Source organism: Lentisphaera marina (assembly GCF_028745505.1).
Classification (GTDB): Bacteria; Verrucomicrobiota; Lentisphaeria; order Lentisphaerales; family Lentisphaeraceae; genus Lentisphaera; species Lentisphaera marina.
In genome coordinates, this window is sequence record NZ_JAQZZL010000002.1 from 829,223 (window position 1) to 846,482 (window position 17,260).

The following is a 17,260-nucleotide window of genomic DNA, read 5'->3' on the forward strand; positions in this document are numbered from 1 at the left end:
AAATCTCTAGCGAAGTCATTTTTTAAAATATATTAATAGAGGATTCTTCATGTTAAAAAAGTCATTTTTATTGAGCTGGGGCTTAAGCATATTCAGTAGTTTAGCTGCAGATCAAATCGACTACAATCCAAGACCTTTCGGGGATGGTGAACGTGCCGTTGTACTGGAAACTCTTACTACGGGGAAGTGGTGGAAAACAAAAGCAAAAAATATGCACCAGAAATTCATTGCCGAGCGCGAACGATCTAAGGCAATTGGATTTGCGTTTTACGCGAGTGATCATGGTGTCTTAAAACTAACTGTTCAATGCTTTCCTCTTTTGCCTAATGAACCTCGACAAATCGATTTGGAAATAAGAGATAAGGGTAAATGGAAGAAAATTGCGAGTCAAGCAGTTCTCTACCCAGGTTGGAGTGCTCACTTTCGTATTGAAAATTGGGATAATTCAAAAACGGTGGACTACCGTGTGAAATTAGGTGAGCTATCCAGTTTTGAAGGAACTTTCCGTAAAGACCCCAAGCATAAACAAGAGATTGTTGTGGCTTCATTATCCTGTAATTCACCGAAGGATGAAACGCCTTATCAACGAACTGAGTATATCGAAAATTTAACTTATCATGATCCAGACCTACTCTTTTTTGCAGGTGATCAAAGCTATAATCACCAAGAACATACCTACGCCTTTCTTCAGTTTGGGGTACAGTTTGCCGATGTTTTAAAAAATCGTCCCACAGTGATGATTCCCGATGATCATGATATTGGTCAAGCAAACTTTTGGGGCGAGGCCGGAGCGGTCGCAGATGCAATGGATGGCAGTTCAGGAGGTTACTACTTTCCTGCGGAATATGTCAAGATGGTGGAACGTCAGCAAACCTTTAATCTACCTGACGCTTATGATCCGACTCCTATTGCTCAGGGGATTGGAGTTTATTACACAGACCTAAATGTGGGTGGTATCGATTTTGCGATTATTGAAGATCGTAAATTTAAAACGGGCCCCAAAGGAACTATTCCTAATATGGGGCCGCGTCCAGATCACATCAATGATCCAAGCTATGATCGCAAATCAGTAGATTTACCAGGTTTAAAACTTCTCGGTGAACGTCAGCTAAATTTTCTGCATAATTGGGGACAAGATTGGACTAATTCTCAAATGAAGGCCGTTCTTTCTGCTACGGCTTTTACTGGTGCAGTGCACAAACATGGTCAACTAGATAATCGTTTACTAGCTGATTTAGATTCAAATGCCTGGCCTCAAACAGGGCGTAATAAAGCTCTCGTGGAAATTCGTCGTGGTCTAGCTACGCACCTTTGTGGGGATCAACATCTTGGTGTATCAGTACAACATGGTATAGATGACTTCCGAGATGGACCTTATGCTTTCACTAATCCAGCTATTGTTAACACTAAGTATGGTCGTTGGTGGTGGCCTGAGAGTGAATCCGCTGGTGGTGGGAAAAAAATAGATGGCCCACTCCCTTGGACAGGAGATTACTTGGATGGCTTAGGTAACAAAATGACCATGCTGGCTTACGCTAACCCAAAATATGCAACAAAAGAAGAACTTCAGAAAAACAGGACGTCACGTGCCGATGGTTATGGACTCATTCGTTTTAATAAATCTAACAACCAGGTTACCTTTGAATGCTGGCCTCGTTTTAGCGATGTTAGCAAAGGTGATTCAGAGCAGTTCCCTGGTTGGCCCATTGAGTTCAAAATGGAAGAAAATGATGGTAGAAAAGCAATTGGCTACTTAAGCAAACTAAAATTTGATACTCCAAATCCAGTTGTGCAGCTGATTGAGGAATCCACTGGTGAAATCCTTTACACACGCCGTATACAAGGTCATGAATTTAGTGCCCCCGTGTATAGTCAGGGAACTTACACAGTAAAAGCTGGAGTCGACAAAGCTAACTTATGGTCACGGAAAAAGTTGCGTCCAAATTCCAATGAAGTCATTAGCGTTTCTTTTCAATAATTAGATTCATCATCCATTAAAGACAATTCAGGTTTTACTTGGCACACGAGGAGGGACTCTGTCCCCCTCGTGCTCTCTTAGTAAGGCCTTGCCAATCCTTGATCTAGCAAAATTTGCATTATTTCCTCTCCGTATTGATAGCACTTGTCAGAAGTAATAAACAAAACCTTCATTTTTTCTTTAACGCTTATTTTTCATGCTTTGTCCCAAAATAATATTTCATTAGGTGATATGAGATAACACCCTGTGTACAAAACATACGAGGGGTACTTGAAGTAGGTGTAATTATTGGTGATTAAACCTAGCTTGAAGGCAAATAAATTTGTTTATGTAGCAGGAATTGAAGAGGAAATAAATGAAGCACTATAAAATCTTGAGTAAAGTTTTAATTGCCTGTGTACTTAGTATTTATACTCTTATTTGTCAGGCATCTGATTTAAAACGCCCGAATATTTTATGGCTGACAAGTGAAGATAATAATGCCTCTTGGTTGGGCTGTTATGGAAATGAAAATGCGAAGACTCCCAACCTAGATAAACTAGCGGCTGAGGGTTTTCTTTATGAGAATGCCTTTGCTAATGCTCCTGTTTGCGCACCATCACGCTGTACTTGGTTGACCGGTGTAAATGCGGTGTCCATGGGGACTCATCCCATGCGAAGTTCCCATAGTATCCCCTATGATAAGATTAAGTTGTACCCACAAGTCCTGCAAAAGACTGGGTATTTCACGGCAAATGGTTTTAAAACAGATTATAACCTTGGATCAAAGGGTCGCACGACTAAAAAGATTTGGGATTTTCAATCGAAAAAAGAAAATAAGGATGTTCGCAGCACTTTTCATTTTTGGCGTTTGCGCAAGAAGGATCAACCATTTTTTTGTGTGATCAACACGATGACGAGTCATGAAAGTAAAGCACAGGGTCTTAAGGGCTATAAGCATGATCCTGCTAAGGTGACGCTAGCAAAATATCATCCTGATACCCCGATTATGAGACAGAATTACGCTAAGTATCACGATCAGATTTCTTTGATGGATGCGGAAATTGGTTACACCTTGAAACTTTTGGAAGAGGATGGCTTAGCAGATGATACAATTGTTATCTACTGTTCAGATCACGGCGGTGTGTTACCACGCAGTAAGCGCTTCCTATTTGAAAGTGGGATTCATGCGCCTTTAATTATTCGTATACCTGAGAAATATAAGCATTTGTGGCCAGCGGATAAGCCGGGAGCACGTATTAAAGAGCTTGTGAGCTTTGTAGATATGCCCAAAACCTGGTTGAGCATTACGGGCTCGGAGATCCCAAAATCCATGCAGGGACGGGTGTTCTTAGGAAAAGATAAAGAGAACGAGCAAGAATATCATTTCAGTTTCCGTGGGCGCATGGATGAACGTGTGGATAACGAACGATCAGTTCGCAATGGTCGCTTTACTTATATAAGAAATTACATGCCCTTTGCACCTCGTGGAGCGATGTTAAACTACTTGTGGAAAATGCCAGCTACGCAATCCTGGATTGCAGAACACAAGGCTGGAAACACTGATGAAATTACCAGCCGATTTTTTAAGCACAAGACACATATCGAAGAACTTTACGATACGAGCTCGGACTCAGATAATATCAATAACCTCATTAATCACCCAGAGTTTAAAGAAGTAGCAGTACAGATGCGTAAGGCTTTGCGAAATGCGCAGGAAAAGTATTATGATGCGGGACTTCTTCCTGAATATGAAATGGTACGTTTAGCAGAAAAATATAAGACGACCATGTATGACTTAGTGCGTAACCCGCAACAATTTAAGCATTCAGCCTGTCTCGATGCCATTGATGTGGCATTGGCAAAGGACTCCGCGAACATAGAAATGCTAATTAAGTTGCTGGAGGATAAATCTCCTGAGCTTCGCTATTGGGGAGCAACGGGTTTGTTGCTTTTAGGTGAAGGTGCTAAGCCTGCGCGTGAACAGTTGATTGACGCTTTGAATGACGAATCAGATCACATACGCATTATGGCTGCTTGGACACTTTTGAAGATTGGTGAAGCAGAGAAATGCTATGCCACTATTGGTGAAATCATTGAGAAACAATCTCCCGCACTCATGTTTGCACTCAATGTCGTGGATTGGATGGGAGAGGAGGGCAGACCTTTGGCTAAACAAGCGCTTGCTTGTAAAGCAGGGGGCTATGTACCACGCATGCAGATGGCTATTGCAGATACGCTCGATTTAGAGTTATCAGCAACTAAAACTAAAACTAAAACTAAAACTAAAACTAAAAATAAAAAAACTAAGAAGAAAAAGAAGTAAGTCTTGCCTCGCTCAAAGAATCGGACTTCGTTCTCAAGGAATCGCTTCGCTCAAAGTATCTGACTTCGTCCTCAGGGTATCGCCTAGGGCTTAAGGTATCGCCTTCGGCTCAAAGTACGCATAGAATGCTGAAGTACGCGCAAAGCGCTAAAGTCACTCACCACTTCAGGCCCTTTGGGCCGTACTCACTACTTCAAACTCCAGCTCATCTGGTCTAATCAGTGTATATCTGTGGTGAGTTAATTAATAGTTTAACGGTTGAATTGGCTAATCTTATCAACAAACCTGGGTACGCCAAGCACCAGCTTCCATGAGAAGGCATTTGCAAGTTACGGTTTGCATTAAAGTTATATTTTTCTGAGAATTGAGAAAACCAGTTTTCAAATGCCATCAAATTGTCTTGCTTCCATTCGCATTCTTTTATGGACTGCCTAGTCCGATGCATGATTGTATCCTATTTGATGCTGCAATCTTGGCAACGAACTTTCAACAAGGTCTGGCAAACCTATCATTCTGCTGGTGCTCCGCAGTCATCGCATAAGACATTTGATAAACTCTTTTCTTTTTAAATTTCTTCCTTAATTGTGATTATAAGAAATATTGGGGAGGTTGGCTGGATTGGTGGATAATCATGATGCTTTTTTTAAAGCCTGTTTGTGGAGTGGTTCATAATTATCGCCACTGACCCAAAGTCGATGCATTAAAACAGCTAGCTTCCTAGCTATGGCTACTTTTGCTTTTTTTCTCCCCGCGCCACCACCTCGTGAGGCAATTCGATGTCCGTACCTCTTCAAATCAGAATCCGGGGATCTATCGCTAAAAATATGTTGAGCACAAATAACCAGTAATGATCTCAAGTACCTATCTCCATGCTTTGTTATTCTTAGTTGTTTATCTTTTTCTCCCGATTGGTCCCGCTTTGGAGTTAGGCCTAAAAAAGCACCTATATCACGACTCTTATTAAAACGGGTTGGATCATCAATAGTTAAAACAAATGCCAAGGCAGTAACTGGTCCCACTCCAGGAATCTGCCGCAGGTGCTGAGCCTCGGGACAAGACTCTTCACTAATCAGTTCAATTCGATCATCCAACCTCTCTATTCGATCAGTCAGTTCTTGACATTCGTATAGCATCTCACCTAAAGTTGGCAATAAATCATCACTTACATATTCATACATCTTTTCACTGAAACGATTAGCTTCGCACTTAGGGAGATCACTAACTCCTAAACTCTTTAGTATACCCCTTAATGAATTCATCGTTTGGGTTCGCATCTTCACAAAATGCTCACGAGCACGCAACACTGTAAGCATTTGCTGGGAGTCCATACTTCGGTGTTGAATGCCGTACAAAAGTGATGGATCCATTCGGGCTACCCGTGCTATCTTTTCAGCGTCTTTTTCATCGCACTTATTCGTGCTGTCCCATATCATTCGGAGCTTACGAGCATTTGCTACAATTACATTGAAGCCCATACTTTTGAGTTTACTCGATATCCATAAAGAGCTACTTCCTACTTCTAGAGCTACTCGGATTTTATGAGGGCGTTCATAATTCGAAAAATATACACTTAACGATTCCAGATTATTTTCAATTTTTGCTTGTTCGACGATTTTACCTTCAGAATTTAAAACACAAATATCGTGTTTTTGATTTCCAAGATCCATTCCAATTGTTATTTCAGGTACAGTGATAGTAGTTTTAGACATGGCAGTTCTCCGTTAATTTTGGTCGTAACTTAATTAATGTCAGGCAAGGTCTGCTAGCAAGTGGACTTTGCCGAGGGCTGCCTTCTCATACTATCTTGGCAAATGCGGATAAAGATGAGGTACTACACACAGATTCAGCAGGTTATTTTTCATGTATTCCGAGGCTGTAGTGATTAAAAAAATAGCCAACAGCCAATTTGACCTTCGACTTTTTTTAAACACAGCGTTTCAACGGCTCTGTGCGAGAAATAGAGAAGTTTAGTCGCGCACGCTTGAGAGGCTGTGTGAAAAACAAACACAACTTTAATACTAATATATACATGGTATTTTATATTAGTATTAATTAGGAGAACAAAATGAACTTGATACAAGGTGATGATCGGAGAGAAAGTATTTTCTTTCCTCAATGTTTAGATGATTATATTGATTCAAATAGTGAAGTTCGTATAATTGATCAGTTTGTTGACTCTCTCAATTTAATGGAATGTGGTTTTGTATTTCCAAAAGAAGATCCTCTTGGACGAGGTCGAGCAGCTTATGACCCTGCTGATTTATTGAAGCTTTTTATTTATGGTTATTTCAATGGTATTCGTTCTGGCCGTAAACTTGAGAAAAACTGCCATATTAATCTCGAAGTCATTTGGTTGCTTAAGCGCTTGAAGCCAGACTTTAAAACTATCTGCGATTTTCGCAAAAATAACCGCAAAGCCTTTAAGCAAGCAACGACTAAATTCACCTTGTTATGTCAGAAGCTAAAGCTCATTGCGGGTGAAACCATTGCAGTAGATGGAACAATAATTAAAGCGTCAAATAATATTTCTAAAAGTTGGAGTTCAAAAAAGCTGGAGAAGAATTTAAAACAAACTGAAGTTCTGATTGAGCAGTACCTTAATGACCTTGAGGGATTAGATGATGATCCAGCTCCAGAGTCAGGACAACGAAAAGAAGCCCTTAAGCACAAGCTTGATTATGAACAGACAAAGGAAATTCAACTAAATGAAATTAAAAGTGTCTTGGATAAATCTTCTAAGAGTCACCTTTCCTTGACTGACCCAGACAGTAAAACAATAAGTAAACAGGGTAAATCATGCGTGGGTTATAACGTCCAAACTTCCGTAGACAGTTTACATAAACTCATCGTTTGTTGTGAAGTCACCGATAGAATTAACGATTTAGGGCTTCTCACTCCCATGGCTCAAGAAACAAAAAATCTCTTGGAATTGCAAGAACTATGTGACCTTACTGCGGACTCTGGTTACTATACTTTAGATGATTTGAAAGATTGTGAAGATATGGGGATGATTCCTTATTTACCGACAGTTAAAAAGTCATCGAATGTCCAACAAGGTCTATATGGTAAAGGCGCTTTTCTTTACAACTCCAAAGAAGATACATATCTCTGTCCCAATAAAATAACCTTAAAGAAAATCCGGACTACTGAGCAACGAGGAAAACGATTCCATCAATATACCCATAAGAGTGCCTGTGGAAATTGTCCTTTAAAACTCCGCTGTACAAAAGCAAAACAACGGGTGCTATCACGCTGGGAACATGAACAATATCAAGAGCGAGCAACAAAAAGAATTCTCGAAAACAAAGAAATGATGGCAACACGTAAAGGAACAGTGGAGCATCCATATGGGACTATCAAAACTCAGTTTCTTAGCAATGGTTTTTTAGTTCGCGGTAAGGAAATGGTTCAGGCTGAATGTTCTCTTGCACATTTGGCTTACAACTTGAAGCGAGTTTTAAACATTATGAAATTTGATGACTTGATTACAATCCTTGGCTACAGGACGGGACTATACTTCAAAAATGTCGCTATAAATGGGTTAATACGCCTTTGCACAAAGCCTATAGAGCTGAAATATAATAAAGGTAGACCACGATCATTGTGGTATACAAAATTTAAGAGGCTTCACCATGAAAGCTTGTTTTTCACACAGCCTCTTTAGCGTGTGGGAGAAACATTAATGCGAAGCAGGGTCTTCGCGTTCCGATACGTAGCCTTATCACCAGATTAATTAAAACTTCTGTGTTTATCAGTGTCCATCCGTGGTTTCATTACACTATCGAATTCTCAATTAGATCTTACCTTCCCACCTTAAACCGCAGGCGCCACCTTGAGCGCAGCGATACTAATCTAAAAAAATTAAACAAAAAACACCAATGACTTGTAAAGATCTCCTTTTTGTTTGCGGTTAATTTCCCAAACAACTGGAGTTAATAAAAAATGAAAAAATTACTATTTACATTAGCTGCTCTCGGAGCAGTGGCAGCACAAGCAAAAGACAAAGAGTATAAAGTTGAAATCCCCCTCGAAAAAGGCGAAGCCTGGTGGGGCGGTTTAAGTGTTGATGGTCACAAAATGCCATACCTTGAAGAAACGAATTATACGAGAGATTTACTTGGTAATAACTACGGTAACCAAGCTCAGCCTTTGTTAGTATCTAATACTGGGCGTTACGTTTGGTGCGAAGAGCCCATGAAGTACGAATATAAGAGTGGTAAGCTCGTAGTTAGTTCTCAATTTTCTGAGATCAAATGGGGTGATGCAGGTGATACTCTAAAAGATGCATATGAGTATTCATCTAAAAATTTCTTTCCTACTGACGGTAAGATTCCAGATGAACTACTTTTCACTGAGCCTCAGTATAACACTTGGATTGAGCTCATGTATGACCAGAATGAAGAAGATATTCTCGAATACGCTCAAAAACTCATTGATCAGGGCTACCCACCAGGCGTGTTGATGATCGATGATAACTGGCAGGAAAATTATGGCGTCTGGGAGTTTTCCGCCAAGCGTTTTAAAGATCCAAAAGGCATGATTGAAAAACTCCATAAAATGGGCTTTAAAGTTATGATGTGGGTGTGTCCTTTTGTGACTGCAGATAGCGCAACTTATCGCTACCTTGCCCAAGAAGATTTACTCCTCCGTGACCCGGGGAAAACGCAAAATATTCTCTGGGCAAATACATCTAATAAACCAGCTATTGTACGCTGGTGGAATGGTGCGAGTGCTTGCCTTGATTTAAGTAACCCTAAGGCGATGGATTGGTTTAAAGATCAGCTCGACCACCTTGTAGAAGAGTATGGTGTTGATGGCTTTAAATTTGATGCAGGTGATGCGCGTTTTTATAAGAAGGGCGTGGTATCTAAAAATCATACACACGCTAATGATCACACGATTTACTTTTCTGAACTCGGTCTTCATTACCCTCTCAACGAATACCGTGCTTCTTGGAAGCTTGCCGGACGCCCACTAGCTCAGCGTCTTCGTGATAAAAAGCATAATTGGGGTGATATGCAACAGTTGATTCCCGGTATTATTGCTCAGGGTCTAATGGGCTATGCTTTTACTTGTCCGGACATGATTGGTGGCGGAGAGTATCAATCATTCCTGAAAACTGACAGTATTGACGAGGAACTCGTTGTTCGTTCAGCGCAGTGTAGTGCACTTATGCCCATGATGCAGTTTTCAGCGGCACCATGGAGAGTGTTAAGTCCTGAAAATGCAAAAATTTGTAAAGATATGGCAAAACTTCACTCTAAATTAGGGCAGGATATTTTAGCCATGGCTAAGAAATCAGCTAAAACGGGTGAACCAATTGTTAAATCTCTAGAGTACCTCTTCCCTGAAGGCGATTATGAAAAGATTCAGGATCAGTTCATCCTAGGTGATAAGATTATGGTCGCCCCGGTATTGGCTCAAGGCGCTCGTTCTAGAGAAGTTGTTTTTCCAAGAGGTACATGGAAAGGTGATGATGGTTCAACTGTAGTTGGTCCGACAAAAGTGACTATCAATGTACCGCTTGAGCGTTTACCTTGGTATGAAAAAGTTCAAGATTCCACATCTGTAGCATCTAAGTAATTAAAGGAAAATCATGAAGCTACTCACTTTTACAGCAACTTTAGCTTTAGCTTTATTTTCTTGTGATAATAACACGAAAGTAGATCAAAAAGTAGAAACAAAAGCAGAAGTAGCTTCTGCTTCCAAGGTGGTCCTAACGGAAGTAGCTTCTGCTCCTCTCCCACAAAGTCCTGGAGCTTATAAATACTGGCCCAAGTATGAAAAGACTCCAGTGACGGAGATGAGGGCAGCTGAATGGTTAGAAGGAGATCATATAAGTAGTGGTTGGGATTGGTCCTTACCTTCTCATGTCAAACCATCACCCAATGGCCGTTTGTGTATCGCAAGACTAAATCGTTTAAATTATAATACTGACAAAGCACTGAAAGAAATCAAGGCTCCAGTCACACCGGTTTTAGCTCTATGGCTAAAATGGAAAGATATGGAGCCGGTTGAGGGTCAGTACAACTTTGACTTGCTCAATCAAAAAATTAATGAAGCCGCAGAAAGAGGCTATAAGGTGGTTTACAGGCCATTATTTTCGGCGACGGTTTTTGCTCCCGATTGGCTTAAAAAATATAAGATTCCCCATCGCGAAGAGCACAAAGATGCAAAAGTTACTAACTACCAAGTAGATCACCCGGAATTTCATTCCAGATACTTGCGCTTCATTAATGCCATGGGCAAAAGTAAAATTGTCCAAAATCCTAACTTAGTTGGCGCCTTCTTTGGTTATGCTTCACCAAGTTATGGAGATGAGGGCATTGGGCCTCATGGAAAAGATCCAGATAAAGTCCCACATGTCATTGAGCGTATCAATGCCTGGGCCCAAGCCTTTAAAGGACATGAAAGTAAAGTCTTTATGGGTGGTTGGTCCAAGCTTGGGGTCAAGAAAGGCTTTGGTCTGCGTCGAGGCTTTGTAGAGATGTATCTCTACCATCTTCCCAGCGAAGAAACTGGTCAGCGTTTAGATAAAGATTTTTATCTTGATGTGGATGAAGATAGTTTTGCAGTTGATGGGCGCTTTAATGGTGATGAGAATGAGGAATATGAAGAAAGCTGGGCTAGCGCCAAAAGAGGCTTCCGCTTTGGCAAGAATACGGATTCCTTCTCTTACCGTTACTTCACCTCCAATTTGCGTGCTCTGCAAATGAGAAGTAATTATCTGCTCTACAATCATTTCAGTCTTATTCCTGAGCAGTTGGTTTGGGTCGGTCAAAGCATGGGTAAATCAATTGAAGATAGTCCGGATGTTTGGTGTGCACTTCGCGAAAGTTATATCAAGACTTGGGGATTCAGAAATTATAAACAGGATTATTTTTCGGAGAGTATTAAAGGTAAAGAATTTTTACCAGTGAAAAATTTTGAGAGGGGTTTAAAACAAAGAAATACGGCTGTTTCCAAGAGTGAAGCTCTCGTAAAAATCCCTCATGGAGTACATCAATGGATGACGCCAAAAGATCGCAGTTATGACTTAATTGCTCGTAAAGCCGATCAGCTGATCTTCAATATTGACAGTGCTTGGCTGGCAAAATGTGGTGAAAAAATAGCCGTAAAAATATCTTACTTTGATCACGCAAATGGCGAAATTTATTTAAAGGGTTTCAATAAAAGCAAAGTTATTCTAAAAGGATCAAACGATTTAAAGACCGTCACCTATTTCATTAACAAATCAGAACTTAAAGGTCAGCAAATAATCATTGAAGGTGCAGCTCCGCTTTCATTTGTTCGCTTGATTAAAGTTAATCCTTAAGGAAGATCATATGTTTAAATTAATTCTTACCATTTCTATTTGCTTAAGTATGTTTAGTCTTCAGGCTGAAGAATCGGTTGCGGAATTAAAAAAGAGGGGACAGGCTTTTATGAAACAGGCGAAGCCCCTCAAAGAAACTGATAAAGTTAAGCACTACAAACTCAGAGCACAAGGAAGTGAATTACTGGCCCAGGCCAAGATGATTGAGTATGCTCATGATTATGAAAAAATGATTCACAAACTTCATATCGTAAAACCCAAAAAGAAAAGAAAGTTACTTGCTTATTCACATACCACGGGCTTTCGTCATGGCTCAATTGAATTTGGCACAAAAATGCTGGCGGCAGTCGGAGAACAAACGGGGGCTTATGAGCTTGTTCATACTGAAGACGAAGCCGTTTTTACCGATGAATCGCTAGCACAATTTGATGGCATCATGATTATCAATGCGACTCACAATGCTATCGCATCACCTCAGCATCGAGCTGCCTTTGAGAAGTTTTTTGAATCGAAAAAAGGCTTGATAGGCATTCATGCTGCCACCGACTGTCACTCTGATTGGGCCAACTATAAAGAAGCCATGGGTGGCTTGTTCGACGGCCACCCCTGGTGGGCAAAAGAAACTGTGACTCTGTACAACGAATGTCCTGACCACCCTTGTTCGGATATGATTCCTCAGAGCTATAAAATCAACGATGAAATCTATCAGTATAAAGATGATTCACACTTTACTCGCGATAAGCTGCGTGTCCTCGTAAGTCTGGATGTCTTTGCTCCCGGAATGAAACGCGACAAGATGAAGCGCAAAGATAATGATTACCCCGTATCTTGGGTGAAAACTTATAAGAACTCAAATGTTTTTTACACCAATCTTGGGCATAACCAGTCTACTTACGAAAATCCCATCGCACTTCAGCACATGGTCACAGGCATTCAATTTGCCTTAGGCGACATCGAAGCCGACACAACTCCAAGTGCTAAAATTGGTAAGCTTCCGAAGAGTGAGTAAAAGGTATGTAGTCCACGCTTTGGAGGCTGTGTGAAAAACAAACACAACTTTAATACTAATATATACATGGTATTTTATATTAGTATTAATTAGGAGAACAAAATGAACTTGATACAAGGTGATGATCGGAGAGAAAGTATTTTCTTTCCTCAATGTTTAGATGATTGAGCCTTTTGCAAAAGTCATAAAACAAGCTGAATAAAAGTAGAAACATGTTATCTCAATAGTTACCAAAACAAAAAGAGAAAAAACATGAATCTACCCGGCTTATGGGATACCATAGAAAAGTATTTATTTCCAGGCTTAGAAGAACTTTTAGGCGGAGAATTAACTAAGAAAGAGAAAGAGTTTGTTCGCATCTGCACAATAACTGAGCTTGATCAGTTCAGCCATGAATTTGAATGGTGTGGATTTGGGCGACCTCCGAAAGATCATTTTAATATAGTGAAAGCTTACATAGCCAAATCCGTTTATAACTTCGATACAACAAGATCTTTTATAGACTTTCTCAAATCAAGTACAAAGATACGTCGTTTATGTGGTTGGGAATTTGCAAAACAGCTTCCTCATGAAAGTACTTTTTCTAGAGTATTTGCAGAAATCACCGCCTCTCAGCTCTGCCAAAGAATCCATGAATTCTTAGTGGTAAAACATTGTGGAGACACCTTAGTACCGCACATTAGTAGAGATTCTTCAGCAATTGAAGCTAGAGAAAAAGTCATGTCTGAACCAGGGGCTGAGCCTAAAGCCCCTAAGAAACGAGGGCGGCCTAAAAAAGGTGAGATCCGAATTAAAGAAAAAACCGTAGTGGAAAAGCAGGTCGACCGGTCACTTGAAGAAAACTTAAAAGAGCTCCCAACGCACTGTAATAAAGGGACAAAGAAAAACAGTAATGGTTATAAAGTTTCATGGAAAGGCTACAAGCTTCACTTAGATTGTATTGATGGAGATATACCAGTCGCAGGCCTATTGAGTTCAGCGTCTTTACACGACAGCCAAGCGGCAATCCCTTTAGCACAGATTAGCGCACAACGCATAACTAATTTATATGATTTAATGGATGCAGCCTATGATTCACCTTCTATCCATAAATTCAGCCATCTTTTAGGACATAAATCTATTATTGATCACAATCCTAGAAAAACTGGGGAGAAAAAGATTTTTGACCCGCCTGAAAAAGAACGGTACAAACAGCGGTCATCTGTTGAAAGAGTCTTTTCGAACTTAAAAGACAACTATGGTGGTAGGATGATCAGAGTACGAGGACATGCAAAAGTCATGACTCATCTAATGTTTGGCATTATTGCAATAACAGCAAACCAACTCTTCAAGACTATTTAGCAACTAACATAAAACTATACGTCATGATCAACTTGCGTCCATTTTTGGCTTGTTTATACTCACATGTATCCAATTTCGAGATACATGTGAGCGAGATCTTAAGATTTATCCTGGATGAACTTTTTAATCACTCTAATTCAGGACTTTTGCAAAAGGATCGATTATATTGATTCAAATAGTGAAGTTCGTATAATTGATCAGTTTGTTGACTCTCTCAATTTAATGGAATGTGGTTTTGTATTTCCAAAAGAAGATCCTCTTGGACGAGGTCGAGCAGCTTATGACCCTGCTGATTTATTGAAGCTTTTTATTTATGGTTATTTCAATGGTATTCGTTCTGGCCGTAAACTTGAGAAAAACTGCCATATTAATCTCGAAGTCATTTGGTTGCTTAAGCGCTTGAAGCCAGACTTTAAAACTATCTGCGATTTTCGCAAAAATAACCGCAAAGCCTTTAAGCAAGCAACGACTAAATTCACTTTGTTATGTCAGAAGCTAAAGCTCATTGCGGGTGAAACCATTGCAGTAGATGGAACAATAATTAAAGCGTCAAATAATATTTCTAAAAGTTGGAGTTCAAAAAAGCTGGAGAAGAATTTAAAACAAACTGAAGTTCTGATTGAGCAGTACCTTAATGACCTTGAGGGATTAGATGATGATCCAGCTCCAGAGTCAGGACAACGAAAAGAAGCCCTTAAGCACAAGCTTGATTATGAACAGACAAAGGAAATTCAACTAAATGAAATTAAAAGTGTCTTGGATAAATCTTCTAAGAGTCACCTTTCCTTGACTGACCCAGACAGTAAAACAATAAGTAAACAGGGTAAATCATGCGTGGGTTATAACGTCCAAACTTCCGTAGACAGTTTACATAAACTCATCGTTTGTTGTGAAGTCACCGATAGAATTAACGATTTAGGGCTTCTCACTCCCATGGCTCAAGAAACAAAAAATCTCTTGGAATTGCAAGAACTATGTGACCTTACTGCGGACTCTGGTTACTATACTTTAGATGATTTGAAAGATTGTGAAGATATGGGGATGATTCCTTATTTACCGACAGTTAAAAAGTCATCGAATGTCCAACAAGGTCTATATGTTAAAGGCGCTTTTCTTTACAACTCCAAAGAAGATACATATCTCTGTCCCAATAAAATAACCTTAAAGAAAATCCGGACTACTGAGCAACGAGGAAAACGATTCCATCAATATACCCATAAGAGTGCCTGTGGAAATTGTCCTTTAAAACTCCGCTGTACAAAAGCAAAACAACGGGTGCTATCACGCTGGGAACATGAACAATATCAAGAGCGAGCAACAAAAAGAATTCTCGAAAACAAAGAAATGATGGCAACACGTAAAGGAACAGTGGAGCATCCATATGGGACTATCAAAACTCAGTTTCTTAGCAATGGTTTTTTAGTTCGCGGTAAGGAAATGGTTCAGGCTGAATGTTCTCTTGCACATTTGGCTTACAACTTGAAGCGAGTTTTAAACATTATGAAATTTGATGACTTGATTACAATCCTTGGCTACAGGACGGGACTATACTTCAAAAATGTCGCTATAAATGGGTTAATACGCCTTTGCACAAAGCCTATAGAGCTGAAATATAATAAAGGTAGACCACGATCATTGTGGTATACAAAATTTAAGAGGCTTCACCATGAAAGCTTGTTTTTCACACAGCCTCTGAAGCGTGGACTACATGCTTTTGTCAATTGAAAATAGAAACTGGAGAATCGATAATTATCAATTCCCCGATTAGTCAAATTCACAGTTCACCAATCATCAGCCAACTAATTATTGAATTCTATTTCTTACGTTCTTTTTGGGGGATGTCTACGACTTTGTATTGAGCACGAAGCTTGGCGAGTTCTTTTTTGAGTTTTGCGATCTCAGCAGCGTATTCCGGGTTGTCGTACTGACTGGTCATTTCTTTGGGGTCATTTTTTAGATCAAAGAATTCCCATTCTTCGCCATTTGGAACATCTATGCCGTAGTAGCGAATAAGTTTAAAGCGCTTGCCTGATACACCTTCGTGACGTCGTACACTGTGGACTGCTGGGTATTCATAGTAATGGTAATAGAGGTGGCTGCGCCAATCTGCAGGAGTCTTGCCTTTGAGCAGGGGAACTAAGCTCTCGCCTTGCATATCCTTTGGGGCTTCAATGCCTGCAAGATCTAGGAAGGTCTCAGCGAAATCAATGTTTTGAACGAGATCGGAATTACGTGATCCGGCTGCAGTGACTCCCGGCCAATGAGCGAGAAGAGGCGTGCGGTAAGATTCTTCATACATGAAACGTTTATCAAACCAACCGTGTTCACCTAAATAGAACCCTTGATCAGCTGAATACATGACAATTGTGTTTTTGTCTAATCCGGTTTCTTTCAGATATTCGAGTAAGAAACCAATATTTTCATCCACACCGGCAATACAGGCAAGGTAGTCACGCATATACCACTGATACTTGAGGCTGATTAAGGCTTTTTTATCATTCTCATCAATTTTATTCAATTCTTGGGTACGTTCAGGAAGTTTTGCTTTTACATCACGACTCATGCGCATGGTTATGTCAATCGACATGTCTTGTTTATTAGCGGCAGTCCCACGCCCTTGATAGTTATCAAAAAGTGTATCTGGCTCAGGGAAAGTCATTGCCTTAAATTTTTCTTTCCAACGTGTGGTGGGTTGCCAAGCTCTGTGTGGAGCTTTGTAATGAACCATAAGCATGAAAGGCTTTTCTTGATCAGGATCATTCTTTAGCCAGTTCATAGCTCGTTTGGTAATCACATCAGTGGAATGCTCATCCTTGTAAGTTGTTTTTCCATTTGCAGTGATAAACTCTGGATTCCAGTATTTTCCCTGACCGGGTAGCACTTCCCAGTAATCAAAGCCCTGCATAGCACCTTTCAAATGAATTTTTCCAATCATCGCGGTCTGATAGCCTTCTTTTTGAAGGATCTTCTGAAATTGCTGCTGATCGTGATCAAATGAACCACCATTACTTGTCTGTCCATTGATATGACTATGCTTGCCCGTCAATAGAGTCGCTCGACTAGGTGCACAAATAGAGTTTCCCACATAGGCTCTCTCAAAGGTCATTCCACCTTTAGCAATGCGATCGATATTTGGAGTTAAATTGAGGTTTTCAAATCTGCCGCCATAAGCACCAATAGCTTGGAATGCGTGATCATCTGAAAACATCCAAACAATATTTGGTCGTTCACTGGCGAAACTTGCACCGCTCAGTAGTAGAAATAAAGCTGTAATAGTTTTTTTCATATGCTTCTCTTTGTTCAAATTAAGTG

Annotated in this window: 10 protein-coding genes; 8 read left to right on the forward strand and 2 right to left on the reverse strand. The window is 40.1% G+C overall.

Features of this window, described 5'->3' with window-relative positions; genetic code table 11:
- Window positions 1-49 precede the first annotated feature (49 nt).
- Together PQO01_RS14560 and PQO01_RS14565 are read left to right on the forward strand one after the other, a co-directional pair.
- Window positions 50-1,978, forward strand: coding sequence for a metallophosphoesterase family protein (locus PQO01_RS14560; RefSeq protein WP_274314817.1), 1,929 nt, complete (start codon window positions 50-52; stop codon window positions 1,976-1,978).
- A gap of 355 nt (window positions 1,979-2,333) precedes the next feature.
- Window positions 2,334-4,283, forward strand: coding sequence for a sulfatase-like hydrolase/transferase (locus tag PQO01_RS14565; RefSeq protein WP_274314818.1), 1,950 nt, complete (start codon window positions 2,334-2,336; stop codon window positions 4,281-4,283).
- A gap of 629 nt (window positions 4,284-4,912) precedes the next feature.
- Here PQO01_RS14565 and PQO01_RS14570 read toward each other — a convergent pair.
- On the reverse strand, window positions 4,913-5,992 hold the full coding sequence (locus PQO01_RS14570) for an IS110 family RNA-guided transposase (protein ID WP_274314819.1): 1,080 nt from the start codon (window positions 5,990-5,992) through the stop codon (window positions 4,913-4,915).
- Window positions 5,993-6,348: 356 nt separating this feature from the next.
- Here PQO01_RS14570 and PQO01_RS14575 point away from each other — a divergent pair, with 356 nt between their 5' ends.
- From PQO01_RS14575 to PQO01_RS14600, 6 genes are all read left to right on the forward strand, one after another.
- Window positions 6,349-7,947 (forward strand): IS1182 family transposase, encoded by a 1,599-nt coding sequence (locus tag PQO01_RS14575; RefSeq protein WP_274314810.1) that lies wholly within the window; start codon window positions 6,349-6,351, stop codon window positions 7,945-7,947.
- A 278-nt stretch (window positions 7,948-8,225) separates the two neighbouring features.
- A complete protein-coding gene (locus PQO01_RS14580; RefSeq protein WP_274314820.1) occupies window positions 8,226-9,866 on the forward strand; it encodes a glycoside hydrolase family 31 protein in 1,641 nt (546 codons plus the stop codon).
- Between the two features lie 13 nt (window positions 9,867-9,879).
- Window positions 9,880-11,598, forward strand: coding sequence for a beta-galactosidase (locus tag PQO01_RS14585; RefSeq protein WP_274314821.1), 1,719 nt, complete (start codon window positions 9,880-9,882; stop codon window positions 11,596-11,598).
- A gap of 10 nt (window positions 11,599-11,608) precedes the next feature.
- The gene (locus PQO01_RS14590) at window positions 11,609-12,607 is read left to right on the forward strand and encodes a ThuA domain-containing protein (RefSeq protein ID WP_274314822.1); all 999 of its coding nucleotides are present in this window, start codon (window positions 11,609-11,611) and stop codon (window positions 12,605-12,607) included.
- 252 nt (window positions 12,608-12,859) lie between these two features.
- A complete protein-coding gene (locus PQO01_RS14595) occupies window positions 12,860-13,948 on the forward strand; it encodes a transposase (RefSeq protein ID WP_274312032.1) in 1,089 nt (362 codons plus the stop codon).
- A gap of 114 nt (window positions 13,949-14,062) precedes the next feature.
- Entirely contained in the window at window positions 14,063-15,673 is a 1,611-nt protein-coding gene (locus PQO01_RS14600) for an IS1182 family transposase (protein ID WP_274314823.1), read from the forward strand.
- An 88-nt stretch (window positions 15,674-15,761) separates the two neighbouring features.
- Here PQO01_RS14600 and PQO01_RS14605 read toward each other — a convergent pair whose 3' ends face one another.
- Window positions 15,762-17,234, reverse strand: a complete 1,473-nt coding sequence (locus PQO01_RS14605; protein WP_274314824.1) for a sulfatase family protein — start codon at window positions 17,232-17,234, stop codon at window positions 15,762-15,764.
- Window positions 17,235-17,260 lie beyond the last annotated feature (26 nt).